Origin of the sequence: Flavobacterium tagetis (assembly GCF_016735615.1) — a bacterium.
Classification (GTDB): Bacteria; Bacteroidota; Bacteroidia; order Flavobacteriales; family Flavobacteriaceae; genus Flavobacterium; species Flavobacterium tagetis.
In genome coordinates this window covers 135344-153195 of record NZ_JAERSF010000004.1, presented here as the reverse complement: position 1 = coordinate 153195, position 17852 = coordinate 135344, and the positions used below count along the sequence as shown (strand labels likewise).

Here is a 17852-nt window from a genome sequence, read left to right as displayed (position 1 = left end):
AACAATAAATATTTATTTTTTTATTTTAAAATTAATGCTTTTTAAATCACTGCTTATTTCATAAGAATAAGGAAAAATGTGATAAAAGGAAATAATATGAAGCAGCAACAAATCATTAATTTCTTTCAAAGAGTAGTATTTAGGCACCGTTTTCCCTAATATTTTTTTTACCCTATATTTTAAGGTGCTTTGAAAAGAGTCTTCTACAAATTGAATTGACAAGATTCTTTTTTCATATCTAGGTAATTCTACAAATAAAAAATGATTAACTACTTCTATTTTATTAGTCAGAATTATCGAAGAGTCATAGTTTTCTAATTCATAATAGTCTTTTTCAGAAATTGGCATCCCCCAATTTTTGCTATTAACTTTAATAACCTCATTCTTTAGGTTGTTGATTAAATGCTGTTGATTTAATTTGACAACTCCTTTCAATTGAAGTTCTTTCGTTAAAGTATTTCTTTCGCTTTTCCGATAACTTTCATGCCATTGATGTAAAAGCGTGATTTCCTTGTCATAAAAAATACTTTCGACTCCAGCTCTTGTTAATCTGCAATGAAGGTCATTGTCTTCTGCTCCCCAAAAATGTAAAAATTCATCAAAGGCTTGAACATCATTTATCTCTTTCATAGGAAACAGTGATAATCCTTGGGCACTAGCCTCACTAGAAAACGAAATTTGGTAATCTAAAAAATCCTTTGTAAGGGCTGTTTCCTCTTTACTTAAAAAACCTACTTTAAAATAATAAGCTTTTTTAGGATCCTGCAATTTGAAAAGAATATCTACAAAATCATTTCTAAAAATAAGATCGATGTCAGCAATATAAACAAAAGGAGTCTCAGTTAATTTCAAACCTACATTTATTGCTTTAGAACGAGACCAAGGCTGCTTATTGTTGTAACTATAAAAGTATTCTGCAAAACTATAGGAATCAACTAAACTACGAACCTGATTTGAAAATTGAATTTTAGATCCGTAATCAACAAACAATACCTTAAAATTTTGATTTGTTTGATTTCTCAAAGAATCCAATGATTTTTCAATTCTAATAAGGTCTCTATCTCGATAAGGAAAAATTATGGTTATCATTTTTTGATACTTTTTTTGATAATTCCCTTAAGCCTCTTCTTCAAATTGAAAAATCTTTTCTTAAAAACAATCACATTTTTCATGTTTAGATATGCTGCTTGAATTTGAAATTCATTTAAAAAAGCATCAATTCTTATCGTTTGATCCTCATAAACTTTATACGCTCGAGCATACCAACTATGAAAGGCAATTTTGTTCCCATTTAAATCAAGAATTATGTTTCCAGTCTGATCGTCGTTAACTGGGTTTATAGTATCGAGATAAAGAATTTTAAAATCATTTAGAATAGCCCAGAAATAAAAACAATAATATGGTTCTTTCAGACTTTGTATATCGTAATTATATTTTAAAAAAGAATAATCCTTATTAGTATAAATTTCAGGAATAAATTTTTGATATGTTTTAACTAACTGAAAATTATAATTTTCAGCCAATTTCTTAAAATTTAGTATGGAAAAAAAAGTATTTATTGCTTCAGGATTATGAAATCTATGTTTGATTAGCCCTCCATCTCTAACCCCGCATATCTGATAATCATTTTTGTCCATATGGTCAATTAAATCAAAAATAAGATTAGAATCGTAAAAAAACACATCTTCATCTGCCATTATGATCCATTCGTATTTTTTATTTTTAAGTTTTTGAAACATAAAATCAATACTGTTTAGACCATATAATCCAGTAGTACCATCAATAGCTATCTTATCGATGTTTTCTGGAAAAATTGTTGCCGTTTTTTTATACAATTCAAAATTTGCAACAGTAGTAAGAATAGCAATTTTTGTTTTATCAATCATATCAGGTAATTTTCAGCATCTTTAGAAGGTAATCCTTTGAAGATTAAGAAATACTTCATTATTTTTTTATTTAAAATAAATTTACCAAAAGCTTTACTTTTAATAATGTATAGCCATTTTGGACTAGATCCTATCGGCTTGAGTTTAAAATCAATTTCTTTGTCAACTTTTTCTAATTTAGAAACTTCATCATACATCCATTGCTCTACAACATTGCCCATATGATAAGCATAATTATCTTCTGAAGATAAACGCCAAAAGCCTTCTTTTACTACCGGTATATCTAAAATATTGCTTTCACTATCTCCTCCTAATTTATAATTAGAATATTTTGCTTCCAAGCTATTAAAAATTTCTCCTCTGTAAGTCCCTACAAAATGCCCTGCTCCAATCACAGCTTTTTTGTTGTTACTCGAAATTGTAAAATATTTTTCTAAATGATTTTTATTGTAAAATTCAGGATTTCCAATACTAACAGCAAAGTTTTTTAAAGCCGAAGGATTTTTAACGTTTGAAAAAGCCAGTTTTTTTGAAAAAAAATTATCCCAATAAATATTTGAAGTATAAGTTCTTAATGAGCGAGATGATGGCGTAGGACAAACTACTCCAGCTTTAGGAAAATTTTCAAAAATAGAATACGTGGCTTTTTGCCAGCCATTCAGGAATAAAACATCTGAATCTGCAATTGTAATTAACGGGAAATTATGCCCAACTATGCCTTTTAAAATCGCATTTAATTTTCCAATGTTTATTGTTTCTAAAACTTCATGAATCTTTTTCTCTAAATACAATTCCTGCAAGTAATTCTTCACCTCGTCACAACTTCCATTATTGACAACAGTTATAAAAGTTTTTTTATGAATGGTAAGAAATAATGACTCTAAGCATAGTTTAAGAATCACCAAACCATTTTTAAAATAATCATTTTGGTTAGGAATATAAACAGGAATAATAATTTGATGAGAATATGTCAAACTAGCCGTTTCCTGATCTTTGTTTGGATTAAAACCTAACCTCATTTCATAATAGTTTTATACATTTCAATCACTTTCTGTTTGTTGTTGGAATACTCCAATCTTTCGCTAGCTATTTTTTGATTTTTTAATGATGCCTCTTCCAGTAAATTTATATCTGAAATTGCTTTTAAAATATTCTCTTTGATTTCTTCGATCGATTCTGGACTTTGAATTAAAAGTCCGTTTTCATTATTACAAATTATTTCTTCTGTGACCCCGCCTGGATTTGATTGTATTGGAAAAGCTCCCATAACAATAGCTTCCAATAAAGTATTAGGCATTCCATCTGATATGTTATTCCCAATGTAAATTAAAGATTTTCCCATTAATTTAATTAACTCATCGTGAGGCAATTCATGCCTATCATAGGCCCTAAAGCCCAGTTGATAGGTCTTAATGTAATCTATAACACTATGGTGTGCTCCAAAAATGACAACCTCATAATCATTTATTTCAGATATTAACGAATGAAGTGCTTTAACAATATTTATACCTCGCCCAAAAATATGTTCATAACCTTTAACCAAAATGATTTTCCTAGCTTGAATTGGTAATCTAAAAGGCTCTAATTCTTTTATTTTGTATCCAGTACCGCCTGGTATTACACCTAAATATTTTCCTGAAAAGTTTAATTTACTTGCCAAATTGAAATCTCTTTTACAATCTGTATGCAAATAATCAACCCTTTTTAATACATTTTTTATTTTCGAATTATGATCATTAAAATTCATATAATAAAAAAGATCATTGCCCCAGCACGAATATAGCCATTTCAATTTTGGAAACTTTCTCATTATTTTCAAAATAGGATACGAGCAACTCTGCATTTCGAAGCTATGAACAATATCTGGTTGAATATCTTCAATTATTTTTTTTAAAGCATCATTTGTTGTTACTTCAAGAAGTGGAAGAATTTTTTCGTGCAAATTAGGAAGTTTTTTACTTAGAAAATACTCTCCTTTTATATATGCCTTTTTCCTTTTTTTCCAACCTGTAAATTGAGTAACGGAATCAAGCGTTTTTAATTTTCCTCTGTCCAAAACATCAAACCAATATAGATCAAAATTTGTGTCTTTGAGATTTTCTATCCACCTAATTACATGAATTGACGGCATTGAAACTAAAAGGATTTTCATTTATGGAAAACTTTATTAATTATTTTTTTCAGAAATAAAACACTTTGTGTTAAAGCAAAATGCGTAAAATCAAATATTTGAAAACTTCTTCCCTTGATTATCAAACCAAGATATTTTAATTCTATATTCCTTTTTTTAAAATCAAATGGTATCCATCTTTCTGGAAAATAGTCTGAATCGTCATTAATTTTGGCTATTTCTCCTCTGAAATTTTTTAAAGGTCTTATAATTTTGCTGTTTTCTTTTTCTCCAAGCCATGCACACCACCACGAAAATGTTGAATTGCTAATAATAAAATCTTCCCCTTGAGAGCTAACTGCTAATTGCTCGATAGCAGAAAGATTTTCTAGAAAAATTGCATTGTCTAAAAAACCAAAATGATACTTACAGTATTTAATATCATCACTGGTAAAAATTAAGTTTCTTTCTTTCCAATCTGGAAAATTTTCTTTTAATGCCAAAAAATAATATTGATAAGGCAGTTGATAGTAATCTGGATGATAAACAAAATCACCTCTTCTTACAGAAATAAAAATTGTTTTCTTTTTAAATAAATATTGGTGCTTCTCTAGAATTTTATTTAAAAAATCTCTTTTAAATTCAAATACTTGTTTTGTAAAAGCTCTCTCAAAATATTTTTCAGATTGTAATGCTCCGTTCACATCAAAATTTCCCGAATCTAAATTCCATTCGTGAAATGCATATGAGTTTTCAACTATCTGCTTAAACTGAAAATCATCCTCTTTATAAAATTGAAAATTATAATTAAAATTTTTCGCGTAAGGCCATTCTGGAAATACAACCTCATGTCCGTTTTTTTTGGCAATTCCAATAGTTGACGCAATTTGAAAAAGCTGATTTCCTAAATTCCCCTTTTTCCCTAAACTTTTAAATGTAATCAATCCGTATCTTTTATCAAGCAAAAATTAAAATTAGTTTTTTGTTTTTCATCTAATCTATTTAAAACTTTGCTTTAAAAAGCAATAAGCTTTCCAAAAGAAAAAATGAAAAATCTTTATTATCCACACCTCAAAAAAAATGAGCCAAAAATTATACTCTAAACTATATCTAGAAATTCTAAATAACAAAAAAAACTGCACTTTGTCATTTTGAAGTATAGCTTTTTTTAAATGACTTTTATTATAATCAACAGCATATTTATAAAACTTATTCAATTCTGTTGTTTTATTATTTTTAAGTAGGATTAAATGATTGTCTAATAAATCTGATACTTTTTTTACCTCCGCAAAATGTTCTTCTACTTCTACTTCTACAGATAAAGATTTTTGATGTTTTCTGTATAATATAAGAGCTTTATCACAAATAATGTATTTAGGATCGAAATAAAGCATTTTCATATTGAAATCCCAATCATCGCAATTAATTATACTTTCATCAAAAAGAACAGATCTTTTTCCCAAAAAGGACTTTCTCCATAAAGGCCCAGAAATATATAGAGCTACTTTAGCTGAAAAGTAATCAAAGATTAAATCATCAGAAACTATATTACTTTGTTTTATTTCAATATCTCTTTCAAAATCGTAAAGACTTAATTTACAAATTACCAAATCAATCGATTCTAAAAAAAATGATGACTTTATTTCCAAACAATTTGCTTTCATTATATCATCACTATCAAAGAATTGTATTAATTCTCCTTTGCTTTTCTCGTATCCATAATTTCTGCAGGAATTGGGACCTTTTAATTTTTCAGCTGGTCTTTTATAATATTGAAAACGATTATCTTTATCAATAAATTCTCTTAACAAATCTTCAGTATTATCAGTAGAACCATCATCTATAACTATACATTCCCAATTTCTATACGTTTGTGCTAATATACTATCTAACGTTTCTCTTATAAGGTATGCCCTATTATATGTTGGAATTATTATTGAAATAGTAGGATTATGCATAAAGAGATTTTTTGAAATATTTTTCCATTTTATAACTCCCCTTGTTAATTAAAATAAAGAAACATGCACTTAGAAAAAACTCAATTCCTATTTTTTTATTTATTAGGTAGAATTGAGAAGTAGCATTTTTTGTTATAAAAAAACAATTTTTAAAATGTTTTTGCTCCAACCCTCTATAAAATGAATGCACTATACTTGAATAATGTTGAATTATTAACTCTTTATCATTTAATTGAATGCTTCTTTTCAAATTCTCTATTGCAATTATCATTTTAGACTCCTCAAATAATTTTATATAATTATTGTTGGCAAAAGTCTTTGTGTTTTCATGCTGACGATACAAAAACAATGATTTATTTAAAATTATATATTTATTTGGGTTCAAATTGTAAAATAATCTCGAGAAAAATTCCGATTCTTGACCTCTTGCAATATTAACATTGAATAATTCTTTATTTTTTAAAAAACTTTTCCTAAAAAGAATAGATGGAGTAAGGATTTGGAGTCTCCATAAAATATAATCTTTAAATAAAAAAGATTTCATATCCAAATCGATATCTTTCAATGCTTTCAAATTTTGGTCAGTATAAGTTCCTGAGCAGATGACCAGATCAATCCCTTCTGAAAATAATTCAAGTTTTTTACTAATAAAAGTATTAATCATTATATCATCATCATCAAACCAATTAATAAACTCACCTTTACTTAATTCAAATCCATAATTCCTAGAAGCGTTACCTCCTGGTGATCTATCTAGGGGACGCTGATGCAATTGAAAACGACTATCTTTTTTAACATAATCATTAATTATCCCAACAGTATTATCAGTTGAGCCATCATCAACAATAATACATTCCCAATTTTGATAAGTTTGTGCTAATATGCTATCAAGTGTTTCTCCTATTAAATGTGCACGATTGAAAGTAGGGATTATTATGGAAACGAGTTCTTTACTCATAATTGATAAATTATTACTCATCTCTTAACTTTGTGATGAAGTAAGAAAAGAATATTCTTTGTACATACTCTCTCGCTGAAGTTTTTTAACAATTTTATAATTTTTTAAAGTCTTTGAAAAATAACTGAAATTGTATGTAAAATCTCTTTTGTTAAATAATAGAATTGATAATAAAATTTTCTTTAAAATAAACTTGAGCATTTTATTTACTGTCCATGAATTGTTAGGATTCAAAAGCTTTACATCATTGATATTATCAAAAGTTTTTAGAGTAAGCTTTCTCTCACTTACATTCCTATCATGTAAAGCAACTGATTTAGGTACAATGCCTACTTTTAGTTTTTTAAATTGACATCTATTAATATAATCATTATCTTCTGCATAGTGAAAAAAGTATGGATTGAACCCTCCTACATTTTGCAATGTTGTTTTAGACAGAAGCCAAATTGCCGCATTAACAAAACTAACATCATAAATATTTTTCAAATCTTTTTTTAAAAAAAGGTCTGAGTAAAAATCTTTACAATTATTAACAGTAACATACGTTTGAAATAATAAATCCATTCTGTTTCCTTGACCATTTAAATGTACAGGACTTAAGACACCATATTCTGGATTTGCTTTCATTTGTTCAACCAGAAGCCCTATTGTATTTTCTTTTAAATAGGCATCTTGATTCAATAAAACAAAATACTCACCTCCTTTTTCTAAAGCAATGTTTAGTCCAATATTATTTGCTGCCCCGAAACCTAAATTTTTATTTTGTTGTACTAAAAGAACACTTTTGAAATTTAATTTAATAAATTCAATGGTACCATCTGTGCTACAATTATCAATAACAATGACATTAGATGAAACGGCACTATTTAAAATACTATTTAAACAGTCTTCAATCCATCGCATTCCATTAAAAGTTACAACAATGACAAAAATTTTATTATTCATATTTTTATTTTAGTATTCTTTTCAGAAACTTAAATGGCAACAAAATTGCGTGTCCAACTTTATAGGTATTGCTGGATCTGATATCAGCTAATAATTCATATTTAATAAAATCTCCCCCATCAAAAAAAGAAATATTCTGTTCTTCAAAAACAAAATCAGATGCAATAACTATTAAAAACATTGGATTTATTGTTCGCCTATTTATCATAGTATAATTACCATAAAAATAGTTTGAATTTTCTACAGTAGTATCATCTTGAATAATTGAGCTTCCATTGTTATAAGTTTGAGATAACAATTGAAAATTATTGAAATAATTAGAAATTAAACTAGTAAATTCATTTTTATATAATTCTTTAACATGGAATTCATTTGCGATATCTCGAAGCTCAGAATAGTGTAATTTGTCAGGGGTAGATATTATTAATATACCTTCTGATTTTAAAACTCTTTTTATCTCTAACATCATTTTTTCATGTTCATCATGATGCTCAATTGTTTCAAAGCTAACTATTACATCTACACTGTTATCTGCTAAAGGAATATTACTTGTACTTCCTTCTAAAAATTTTATATTATTTGTCTTATATTTTAATTTAGCACGAGCAATAGATTCTTTGTCAATATCAACTCCATACACAAACGAAGCATGTTTACTCATTAAATTCGTACCATAACCTTCACCACTAGCTATGTCAAGCACAATTTTATCTTTTACATAAGTATTTGTAATTGCGTATCTATGCAAATGCTCTATGCCAACTCGGTTATATATAAAAGTTTCTAATCTTTCTCCTGTCCAGTTTTTCATAAATATTCTATTTCCAATTTAAAATTGGCCTCACAATTCCTGGAAAATTTCCATTATAATTCCCGCGAGCTGTATCGCCTCCAAATTCATCAATTACGTTAAATCCTACTATATCCATTTCATGAAATTCAACAACAAATGGATTATATCTCATGATTGCAAAACTACATGAGTAAGTACCTTCTGCTAATAGATTCCCTGGAATTATTATTTTTTTTGAGTAAATCCCTTTAGCTGGTGCTTGCTCGAGCGTTAAGGATTTTTTATCGTGAGAACTTAAAATATGAATATTTTCATTGTTAAATAAATTAAACCCATGTGTAAAAGTATTTCCTTCCTCTAAGATTTCGTATGTAAACTGTATTGTTATAAAGTTTGTTATTGAATGGTTTAATTCTAACTCATCATTCTCATTTAAGACTTTTGCATTTAATAAACGCAAAAAATTAGTTTTAGGACTCGATTCTATATTCCATTCTTTTTGGGCAAATTGCTTTTCATCATCAAAGTATTTATTGACAGCTTCTTCAACATTTCCTTCAAAAATTACTTTTCCATGTTCTAAAACAATTCCTTTTGTACAAAGACTTTTCACGGCTGCCATGTTGTGACTCACAAATAAAACAGTTCTCCCTTCTCCTTTAGAAATATCCTGCATTTTTCCAATAGCCTTCTTTTGAAATTCGGCATCACCGACTGCCAAAACCTCATCGACTACTAAAATTTCAGGTTCCAAAAAAGCAGCAACAGCAAATGCTAAACGAACTGTCATTCCAGAGCTATATCTTTTAACTGGAGTATCAATATAACGTTCGCAACCAGAAAATTCAATAATTTCATCAAGCTTTGACGTAATTTCCTTTTTGGTCATTCCTAAAATGGCACCATTAAGAAAAATATTTTCTCGGCCAGTCATTTCTCCATTAAAACCTGTACCAACTTCTAATAAAGACGCGATGCGTCCACGAGACTTAATACCACCCGTTGTAGGAGCTGTTACTTTTGAAAGAATTTTCAAAAGCGTAGATTTTCCTGCTCCATTCTTTCCTATAATGCCTAAAACTTCACCTCTCTCTACCTCAAAATTTATATCCTGTAAAGCCCAAACATAATCTGAAGTCCCTTTAGTAGAACGATCGTTAGTATCGCCAATTTTTAAATATGGATTTTCCTTTCCTCTAATCTTATGCCACCATCTATTTAAATCGTGACTTAAAGTACCTGTTCCAACTTGACCTAAACGGTATTGTTTAGAAATATTTTCAGCTTTTAATATGATGTCTTTCATTATACAGTATCTATAAAGCTTTTTTCTGTTCTATTAAAAATTAATAATCCAATAAAGAAAACCGCAATTGTAACTATCATTGTATATAACAAACCTAAAATTGAAATATTACCAATATTTAAAAGCATATATCGAGAAGTTTCTATTACATAAGCTAATGGATTGTACTGCACTATCCAACCAAATTTTGGCAGTTTTTCTTTTATTAATTCCATCGGATACATTACAGCAGAAATATACATTAATAACTGCACTCCAAACCCAACCAAATTATTTAAATCTCTATATTTTGTCACCATAGAGGAAATAGTCATTCCTAATCCCAGTCCCAAAATCCCCATAAATGCAATTAAGATTGGAAAAAACAAGATTGATAAATTTAAACTTAGATCTGCTCCTTGGAAATAAAAGAAAATGTAAAAGAAAATAAATATGCCAAATTGAATTCCAAATTTTATTAAATTCGAAATCACTATTGACAAAGGAGTAATAATTCTAGGAAAATATACTTTTCCGAATATACTGGCATTAGATTTAAAAGTATCTGAAGTTCCGTTCAGACAAGCGGTAAAATAATTCCAGACCATTATTCCTGCAAGGTTAAATAAGAATGGTGGAATAGATCCTGTCTTGATCCCTGCAACGTTATTAAAAATAATCGTAAAAGTAATAGAAGTAAATAAAGGCTGTATTAAATACCATAGAGGACCTAAAACAGTTTGCTTATAAACTGTAATAATATCTCTCTTAACAAAAAGCATTAATAAATCTCTATACTGCCAAATTTCTTTAAAGTTAAGCGAGAAAAATTTATTCTTGGGTGTTATCTCAAACAACCAGTCATTTGTATTTTTAGAATCCATTTAAGAGGGGCTAGAAATCTTAATTTAAAAATTTAACAAGATTTTTAACATTTTAGAATTTGTTTAAAAATGTCAAAAGGCGTTTAAAAAAACACCTCTTGATTATATTTGATTTTATATTTTTGATCTTATTTATCTAAAACTTCAAAAGCTGAATTCATGCTTTTAAATTCTGGAACGATTTTTTTCATCTTAGCAACAATATCATCGTTTTCATAAAAATCTGCAATTCCAATTAATTCATTAACTTCATTATGAAGGTTTTCATACTCATCTTGAATTTCTTGTGCAATCATAATTTTATTATGGTATGTTGGAAGCGTCTTAGAAGTATCATTTAATAATTCTTCATAAAGTTTTTCTCCAGGTCTTAATCCAACGATTTTAATTTTAATCTCCTTGTCTGGTATGAACCCAGCTAACTTAATCATTTTTCTTGCTAAATCAATAATTCTAACTGGTTTACCCATATCAAAAATATAAATTTCGCCTCCATTCCCCATTGCTCCAGCCTCTAATACAAGCTGACAAGCCTCTGGAATTGTCATAAAGTAACGTATAATATCTTGGTGTGTAATTGTTACTGGACCTCCTTCTGCAATTTGTTTAGTAAACAATGGTACAACAGAACCGTTCGAACCCAAAACATTTCCGAAACGAGTTGTAATAAATTTTGTACCGCCTTCTACATTTTCCCTTTGATTTTTTAAGAATAAAGATTGTACATATTTCTCTGCAATACGTTTACTCGCCCCCATTACATTACTTGGGTTTACGGCCTTATCTGTAGAAACCATTACAAATTTCTTTACATGATATTTGCAAGCTAAATCGGCAAGGTTCTTTGTTCCTTTTATATTAGTTTGAATTGCCTGAGAAGGATTCTCTTCCATTAAAGGTACGTGCTTGTATGCAGCCGCATGAAAAACAACGTGAGGATTATAATTTTTGAAGACTTTCTCAAGCGCTTTCTTACTTCTTACATCGGCAATTACGGCTACAATTTTAGTGCTGAAACTCATGGTTTGAGTTTCCAAACATAAATTATGCAATGGTGTCTCAGCATGATCTAAAACAATAACATTTTTCGGATTAAAATTCAAAACCTGTCTTACAATCTCACTACCAATTGAACCTGCAGCACCTGTAATTAGAATTGTTTTGTCTTTTAATTGTTTTGAAATCGATTTACTATCAAGGACTATAGGTTTTCTTTCTAATAAGTCTTCAATTTGTATATTTTTTACTTTTTGAGAAATTTCTTTTTGATTTTCCCAATCAGAAATCAATGGAACTGTATATACTCTGTAGTTAAATTCTAAGCATTGATCAACAATAATAAGTTGTTCATCTTTTGTCAAACTTTTATCGGCAATAATTACACCTTCTGCTGCAACAGAACGCATTAAAGCAGGAAGCTTCTTTCTTAAAATCAAAATAGGAAGGTCCAACATACGCTTAGAAGCATTCTGGTTGTTTTTATCAACAAAACCAACAATTTTAAATCGTGATGGCGTTTCAAATTTTAAAGCGTTCGCTACCGAAATTGCATTTGCATCTGTACCATAGATAACAGTTCGTACAAGCTTGGTTGTCGCTTTTTCAGAAAAGTACATCTCAAAGGTTTGTTTTACAATAACACGATATAAAAATAGTCCACAAAAAGATAAAACTAAATTGATAAAAAGGGCAGTATTCAAAAAAGCTTTATGTCCTGTATATAGTTCAAATATTAAATTTATAAAAAGAAAGAAAACCAAAACCGACATTTGAGAAAAAAGCAGTTTTATGGCATCAATATATGATGAATGTCTGATAATTCCTGAATAGGTCCTAAAAAGCCAAAAGAAAAATATATTGACCGTTAGTAATCCTGCTACAAAATAAAAATCATGCGACGTTATAATATACCCTATTGCGGTTCCATCAAAGAGCAAATAGGTAAAAGAAAATGAAAAGAACAAAACCATTACGTCAATTCCAACAATAATCCACCTCGGCAAATAACTCAAATTATTGATATTTGCCCTAAGATTTCTTGGGGAAAAGGTTTTATACAGCAAAGAGGTTATGTTATTTGGTTTTTCTGTATTCAATTTAGCATTTTTTAAGTCAGTAAAATTTGAACTTTATACAAAAATACAAATTAAAGGTTTTAAATAATTACTTCGCGATGCAAATTAAATTTTAACACCTTTTTTCTTTTGCTTTAAAAAGTCTAAAAGATAACTTCCGTAACCTGATTTAAGTAATGGCTGGGCCAATTCTTCAAGCTGAATATCATTAATAAATCCTTGTCTCCATGCTATTTCTTCAATACAACCTACTTTTAAACCCTGTCTCTCTTCAAGAACTTGTACAAATTGCCCTGCTTGCATCAAACTATTAAAGGTTCCTGTATCCAGCCAAGCCGTTCCTCTACTTAAAATCCCGACTTTTAATTTTCCTTTTTCAAGATACACTTTATTTACGTCTGTAATTTCATATTCGCCTCGAGCGCTAGGTTTAATATTTTTGGCAATCTCTACCACAGAATTATCATAGAAATATAAACCTGGTACAGCATAATTAGATTTTGGCTCCAGAGGTTTTTCTTCAATCGAGATGGCATTTTTGTTTTGATCAAATTCAACCACTCCATATCTTTCTGGATCGGAAACATGATAAGCAAAAACTACACCTCCATCTGGATCCGAATTATCTTTTAAGAGTTGTTGCATATTGGTACCAAAGAAAATATTATCTCCAAGCACTAAAGCAACTTTATCTTTACCAATAAACTCCTCACCAATAACGAAAGCTTGCGCCAAACCATTTGGATTTGGTTGCTCTGCATAACTGAATTTACAGCCAATTGTGCTTCCATCACCTAAAAGCTTCTTAAAATGAGGTAAATCATGTGGAGTAGATATAATTAAAATTTCATTGATTCCAGCCATCATCAAAGTTGAAAGCGGATAATAAATCATTGGCTTATCGTAAACAGGCATTAATTGCTTGCTAACTGCTAATGTTAATGGATGCAATCTTGTGCCAGAACCTCCAGCTAATATAATTCCTTTCATAATCTTAATTTTAGATTTCCAGTTTCAAAAATTCTATTCTTAGATTTTTAAACAAACATCTTCTTTAAGCTTTTCTTATAATCTGGAATATTCAAATTATAAATTGCTTTTATCTTTTCCTTATTTAATAATGAATAACTTGGCCTTTTTGCTGGAGTTGGATAAGATGAAGATGAAATCCCTCCAACTTTACAATTATGACCTCCAAGTTCTTTAATACTTTCTGCAAATTCATACCAACTAATTTCACCTTCATTCGAATAATTATAAATTCCAGAAATCCATTTCGGAAATTCGATGATATCAATCATAGCTTGAGCCAAATCAGCCGCATAAGTTGGCGAACCTATCTGATCATTTACCACATTAATTTCATCTCTTTCCTGCATTAGTCGCTGCATGGTTTTTACAAAATTATTTCCAAACTTGCTATAAACCCAAGAAGTTCTAATTATAACAGATTCTGGATTTTCTTTCAAACAAGCAATTTCACCAGCCAATTTACTTTCTCCATAAACATTTATAGGATTAGTTTCAGCTTCTTCATTTAAAGCTATAGACGAAGCGCCATCAAAAACATAATCTGTCGAAATATGAATTAATTTAGCGTTATTTTCTTTAGCATATTTTGCTATTAACTCTACTGCCAAATGATTTACTTTAAAAGCCAAATCTTTTTCTGATTCTGCTTTGTCAACAGCAGTATAAGCTCCACAATTAAATATAACATCAGGGTGAATTACTTTTAATTGAGATTGAAGTATTTCTAAATTATCTAATGTAATTTGAGTTCTATCTGCAAATACCCATTCATATTGAGTATATAAAGGCGCTAAAACTGAAAGTTCAGATCCTAATTGTCCTGTTGCGCCAGTTACTAGAATTTTCTTCATTAAAATAAACTATTACAGTTTTCAATAAATGGTAAAATTTGATCTTTTTCCGAAACAATAGCCTCCTCAAGATTCATTCCCCAATCAATATTCAAAGATGGATCATCATATTTGATTCCTCCTTCAGAAGCTTTATTATAAAATTGATCACATTTATACATAACCGAAGCCGTTTCACTAATAACTGAAAATCCGTGAGCAAATCCTTGCGGTACTAATAATTGTTTTTTATTATCTGCTGATAATAAAATACTAAATGATTTCCCATATGTAGGAGAATCTTTTCTTAAATCTACTGCAACATCAATAATTTCTCCTTCTAAAACACGAACAAGTTTTGTCTGTGCAAAAGGAGGATTTTGGTAATGCAATCCTCTTAAAGTTCCCTTTTTTGAGAATGATTGATTATCTTGAACAAATTCAATATTAATTCCTAAATCTTCAAATTTAGTTTTACTATAAGATTCAAAAAAATAACCTCTTTCGTCTCCAAATACTGTTGGTTCTACAACTACTAAGTCTTTTATAAATGTTTCCTCAATTTTCATTTTAAAATTTTATATTCATTTAAAGAAATTAATGATAACTTCTTTTATTCTACTTTTATCGGTATTAGTTAAATTTGATCCTGACGGCAAACATAATCCTTTTTTAAATAACTCTTCAGAAATCTTATTACCATAATATGGACATTCTTTAAAAATTGGTTGCAGATGCATCGGTTTCCATAATGGCCTACTCTCAATATTAGCTTTTTCAAAAGTGAGTCTTAAACTCTCTTTTATTTCTTCTGTCTCTAGTAGTATTGCATTAAGCCAATAATTAGAAAAGAAAACATTGTTTATGTTTTCAAAAAGTTTTGCATTTTCAACTTCTTGAAATATCTTTTTATAAAATAAATGATTTGCTTGTCTTAAATTAATATTGCTTTCTAAGGTTTTAATTTGTCCAAGACCAACTCCTGCACAAATATTACTCATTCTATAATTATAACCTATTTCGCTATGTTGATAATGTACAGCTATATCTTTTGATTGGGTAGCGTAAAAGATAGCTTTCTTTTTTATTTCATCTGAATTCGTAATTAATGCTCCTCCACTAGAAGTAGTTATAATTTTATTTCCATTAAAGGACAAAATACCAAAAAAACCAAAGCTTCCACATTTTTTACCTTTATAAGTACTTCCAAGAGCTTCTGCACTATCTTCAATAATTGGTATTCCATATTTATCAGCAATTAAATGTACATCATCTACTTTATAAGGCATGCCATATAAATGAACTGCTATAATTGCTTTTGGTTTTTTTCCTTTTTTTATTCGATCTTTTATTGCTATTTCAAGATTTTCGGGACAAATATTCCATGTGTCAATTTCACTATCTACAAATATTGGACATGCATTCTGATATAAAATTGGATTTGCTGAAGCCGAAAAAGTCATGCTTTGACAAATAACCTCATCACCAGCTTTTACATCTAACAAAATTAATGCTAAATGTATAGCAGATGTACCAGAATTTGACGCGACAACAAAATTTTCATTTTCAAAATACCTCTGAAGTTCATTTTCAAATTCATCTACATTTGGCCCTCCTGAAGTAATCCAATTTGACTTGAGAGCTTTCTGAATATATTCTTCCTCAAACCCGCTTTCTTGAGACAACGATAAATAAATTCTTTCGTCTTTCATTATTTGAAAAGCCAATAATCTAATGGATAACGAATATCATCATCGCTTACATTTGCTAATGGCAATGTAGAAAAGGATATTAGTTTTGAATTTTCTTCCAGAGATTCTATTGCATTTGCATAGCCCGCCGGTATATGAACAATTTTGCTTTCAGATTCAGAAACAAAAACAGTCTCAATAATTAAATCTTTCGAAGGATTCTCCCAATTATCAATTTTTATAAAATGAATATTAAAAGAACCTGAAAGACAATAAAAATTTTTAGTATCTAATTTATGCCCCTGCCAAGCTCGAACTGGATTTTCCTTCGAATTACTTATAATATAAAACCTTTCAACACCAATAAAACTAAAATCGTTCACATACGATATACTTCCTCGATGATCAGAAAATTTTCCTCCCTTAATTATTTTAGGCTCCATGATTCAATCGTAAATTACTTTTATTTAACAAATAAAATTTTGAAGAGTAAAGTAACAATAAGGGTAAAATTACAATTAAGAATACAAGTGAATCTTGAACTTTTTGATAAAGAAAAATCACTACTAAAGAAATTCCTGTCTGAGCTAAAGCGTAAAGAAGAGATACTAATCTATGCTGTATTTTATATTCATTGCTTAATATTTGGTACAAGTGCAATCTATGTGCCTCAAAAATATTCTGCTTTAGATAAAGTCTATGTAGAATTGTACAAACCGCATCAACTCCATATACTGCTAAGAACAATAGCCAAATGAGCGATTCAGTTACAAGAATTAGTTTTACAACCAAATAAATTATCCAAAAAGCTATGGCAATACTTCCTACATCACCTGCAAAACATTTTGCTCTTTTCCTATAATTAAAAAAGAGAAATACTAAACTCGCAAGCATTGCATATTTTATAAACATTGCATCAGTAAAAAGCTGAATTTTTGTATTGACATACAATAATGATCCCATTACAACTAAAGTATATAGTCCTGTAATACCATTAATTCCGTCCATGAAATTATAAGCATTTATTAGTCCGATGGCCAAAATATAAGACACTGCAACTCCCCAAACAGGCATTAAATGGAATAAATTTAAATCATAAAAAACCAAAGTGATCGAAAGAAAATGAATCCCAATTCTAATTTTATTTGATAAACTCTGAATATCGTCCCAAAAACTAACCAAACTTACCAGAGTAATCCCTGTAAAGAAAAAATAATTGTTTTGAACATTCTGTACAAAGTAAAGCAGCGCAGAAAACCAAAAAATGATTCCACCTCCTCGTAAAGTTATTTCAGTGTGTGAACTCCTTTGATTGGGTTTATCAATTATATTAAAATGATTTGCCACTTTAAAATAAAGTAACATGATAATCATTAAAATAATTCCTATGATTGTGTATTGCATT

Annotated in this window: 18 protein-coding genes; all 18 read right to left on the bottom strand. The window is 29.0% G+C overall.

The genetic code is table 11. The features are described from left to right. Positions 1-12: 12 nt before the first annotated feature. The 18 genes from JI750_RS18460 to JI750_RS18375 all read right to left on the bottom strand — a co-directional run bounded on the left by JI750_RS18460 (position 13) and on the right by JI750_RS18375 (position 17851). On the bottom strand, positions 13-1089 hold the full coding sequence (locus JI750_RS18460) for a glycosyltransferase family 2 protein (RefSeq protein WP_202005702.1): 1077 nt from the start codon (positions 1087-1089) through the stop codon (positions 13-15). After that, the gene (locus JI750_RS18455; protein WP_202005699.1) at positions 1086-1886 is read right to left on the bottom strand and encodes a hypothetical protein; all 801 of its coding nucleotides are present in this window, start codon (positions 1884-1886) and stop codon (positions 1086-1088) included. The genes JI750_RS18460 and JI750_RS18455 overlap by 4 nt, the downstream gene beginning before the upstream one ends. Continuing rightward, complete coding sequence (locus JI750_RS18450; RefSeq protein WP_202005696.1) at positions 1883-2905, bottom strand: glycosyltransferase family A protein; 1023 nt, start codon at positions 2903-2905, stop codon at positions 1883-1885. The genes JI750_RS18455 and JI750_RS18450 overlap by 4 nt, the downstream gene beginning before the upstream one ends. Continuing rightward, positions 2902-4038 (bottom strand): glycosyltransferase, encoded by a 1137-nt coding sequence (locus JI750_RS18445; protein ID WP_202005693.1) that lies wholly within the window; start codon positions 4036-4038, stop codon positions 2902-2904. Before JI750_RS18445 ends, JI750_RS18450 begins: the two co-directional genes overlap by 4 nt. Beyond that, on the bottom strand, positions 4035-4961 hold the full coding sequence (locus JI750_RS18440; protein WP_202005684.1) for an alpha-1,2-fucosyltransferase: 927 nt from the start codon (positions 4959-4961) through the stop codon (positions 4035-4037). The genes JI750_RS18445 and JI750_RS18440 overlap by 4 nt, the downstream gene beginning before the upstream one ends. A gap of 33 nt (positions 4962-4994) precedes the next feature. Then, entirely contained in the window at positions 4995-5954 is a 960-nt protein-coding gene (locus tag JI750_RS18435) for a glycosyltransferase family 2 protein (RefSeq protein WP_202005682.1), read from the bottom strand. After that, the gene (locus JI750_RS18430) at positions 5947-6912 is read right to left on the bottom strand and encodes a glycosyltransferase family 2 protein (RefSeq protein ID WP_202005680.1); all 966 of its coding nucleotides are present in this window, start codon (positions 6910-6912) and stop codon (positions 5947-5949) included. Before JI750_RS18430 ends, JI750_RS18435 begins: the two co-directional genes overlap by 8 nt. Before the next feature lie 24 nt (positions 6913-6936). Beyond that, positions 6937-7857, bottom strand: coding sequence for a glycosyltransferase family 2 protein (locus tag JI750_RS18425; protein WP_202005678.1), 921 nt, complete (start codon positions 7855-7857; stop codon positions 6937-6939). A 4-nt stretch (positions 7858-7861) separates the two neighbouring features. Continuing rightward, positions 7862-8668 carry a class I SAM-dependent methyltransferase gene (locus JI750_RS18420; RefSeq protein WP_202005676.1) on the bottom strand — a complete coding sequence of 269 codons (807 nt, stop codon included), beginning with the start codon at positions 8666-8668 and terminating at the stop codon, positions 7862-7864. A 7-nt stretch (positions 8669-8675) separates the two neighbouring features. Beyond that, positions 8676-9956, bottom strand: coding sequence for an ABC transporter ATP-binding protein (locus JI750_RS18415; RefSeq protein ID WP_202005674.1), 1281 nt, complete (start codon positions 9954-9956; stop codon positions 8676-8678). Beyond that, complete coding sequence (locus JI750_RS18410; RefSeq protein ID WP_202005666.1) at positions 9956-10819, bottom strand: ABC transporter permease; 864 nt, start codon at positions 10817-10819, stop codon at positions 9956-9958. Before JI750_RS18410 ends, JI750_RS18415 begins: the two co-directional genes overlap by 1 nt. A 128-nt stretch (positions 10820-10947) precedes the next feature. After that, positions 10948-12915 carry a polysaccharide biosynthesis protein gene (locus JI750_RS18405; protein WP_202005663.1) on the bottom strand — a complete coding sequence of 656 codons (1968 nt, stop codon included), beginning with the start codon at positions 12913-12915 and terminating at the stop codon, positions 10948-10950. A gap of 84 nt (positions 12916-12999) precedes the next feature. After that, positions 13000-13884, bottom strand: coding sequence for a glucose-1-phosphate thymidylyltransferase RfbA (gene rfbA, locus JI750_RS18400; protein WP_202005660.1), 885 nt, complete (start codon positions 13882-13884; stop codon positions 13000-13002). 47 nt (positions 13885-13931) lie between these two features. After that, positions 13932-14777, bottom strand: a complete 846-nt coding sequence (gene rfbD / locus JI750_RS18395) for a dTDP-4-dehydrorhamnose reductase (protein WP_202005657.1) — start codon at positions 14775-14777, stop codon at positions 13932-13934. Further along, positions 14777-15325 (bottom strand): dTDP-4-dehydrorhamnose 3,5-epimerase, encoded by a 549-nt coding sequence (gene rfbC, locus JI750_RS18390; RefSeq protein ID WP_202005654.1) that lies wholly within the window; start codon positions 15323-15325, stop codon positions 14777-14779. The genes rfbD and rfbC overlap by 1 nt, the downstream gene beginning before the upstream one ends. Before the next feature lie 15 nt (positions 15326-15340). Further along, on the bottom strand, positions 15341-16468 hold the full coding sequence (locus JI750_RS18385; protein WP_202005651.1) for a DegT/DnrJ/EryC1/StrS family aminotransferase: 1128 nt from the start codon (positions 16466-16468) through the stop codon (positions 15341-15343). Beyond that, positions 16468-16890, bottom strand: a complete 423-nt coding sequence (locus JI750_RS18380) for a WxcM-like domain-containing protein (protein WP_202005649.1) — start codon at positions 16888-16890, stop codon at positions 16468-16470. The genes JI750_RS18385 and JI750_RS18380 overlap by 1 nt, the downstream gene beginning before the upstream one ends. After that, positions 16880-17851: an MraY family glycosyltransferase gene (locus tag JI750_RS18375; protein ID WP_202005647.1), complete on the bottom strand. Its 972-nt coding sequence runs from the start codon at positions 17849-17851 to the stop codon at positions 16880-16882. Before JI750_RS18375 ends, JI750_RS18380 begins: the two co-directional genes overlap by 11 nt. Position 17852: the final 1 nt, after the last annotated feature.

Coding starts and splice junctions, on each gene's coding strand:
- JI750_RS18450 (WP_202005696.1), bottom strand. CDS start 2,905: ATGAGGTTAGGTTTTAATCCAAACAAAGATCAGGAAACGGCTAGTTTG.
- JI750_RS18430 (WP_202005680.1), bottom strand. CDS start 6,912: ATGAGTAAAGAACTCGTTTCCATAATAATCCCTACTTTCAATCGTGCA.
- rfbC (WP_202005654.1), bottom strand. CDS start 15,325: ATGAAAATTGAGGAAACATTTATAAAAGACTTAGTAGTTGTAGAACCA.
- JI750_RS18435 (WP_202005682.1), bottom strand. CDS start 5,954: ATGCATAATCCTACTATTTCAATAATAATTCCAACATATAATAGGGCA.
- JI750_RS18415 (WP_202005674.1), bottom strand. CDS start 9,956: ATGAAAGACATCATATTAAAAGCTGAAAATATTTCTAAACAATACCGT.
- JI750_RS18380 (WP_202005649.1), bottom strand. CDS start 16,890: ATGGAGCCTAAAATAATTAAGGGAGGAAAATTTTCTGATCATCGAGGA.
- JI750_RS18420 (WP_202005676.1), bottom strand. CDS start 8,668: ATGAAAAACTGGACAGGAGAAAGATTAGAAACTTTTATATATAACCGA.
- JI750_RS18425 (WP_202005678.1), bottom strand. CDS start 7,857: ATGAATAATAAAATTTTTGTCATTGTTGTAACTTTTAATGGAATGCGA.
- rfbD (WP_202005657.1), bottom strand. CDS start 14,777: ATGAAGAAAATTCTAGTAACTGGCGCAACAGGACAATTAGGATCTGAA.
- JI750_RS18445 (WP_202005693.1), bottom strand. CDS start 4,038: ATGAAAATCCTTTTAGTTTCAATGCCGTCAATTCATGTAATTAGGTGG.
- JI750_RS18385 (WP_202005651.1), bottom strand. CDS start 16,468: ATGAAAGACGAAAGAATTTATTTATCGTTGTCTCAAGAAAGCGGGTTT.
- JI750_RS18460 (WP_202005702.1), bottom strand. CDS start 1,089: ATGATAACCATAATTTTTCCTTATCGAGATAGAGACCTTATTAGAATT.
- rfbA (WP_202005660.1), bottom strand. CDS start 13,884: ATGAAAGGAATTATATTAGCTGGAGGTTCTGGCACAAGATTGCATCCA.
- JI750_RS18455 (WP_202005699.1), bottom strand. CDS start 1,886: ATGATTGATAAAACAAAAATTGCTATTCTTACTACTGTTGCAAATTTT.
- JI750_RS18410 (WP_202005666.1), bottom strand. CDS start 10,819: ATGGATTCTAAAAATACAAATGACTGGTTGTTTGAGATAACACCCAAG.
- JI750_RS18375 (WP_202005647.1), bottom strand. CDS start 17,851: ATGCAATACACAATCATAGGAATTATTTTAATGATTATCATGTTACTT.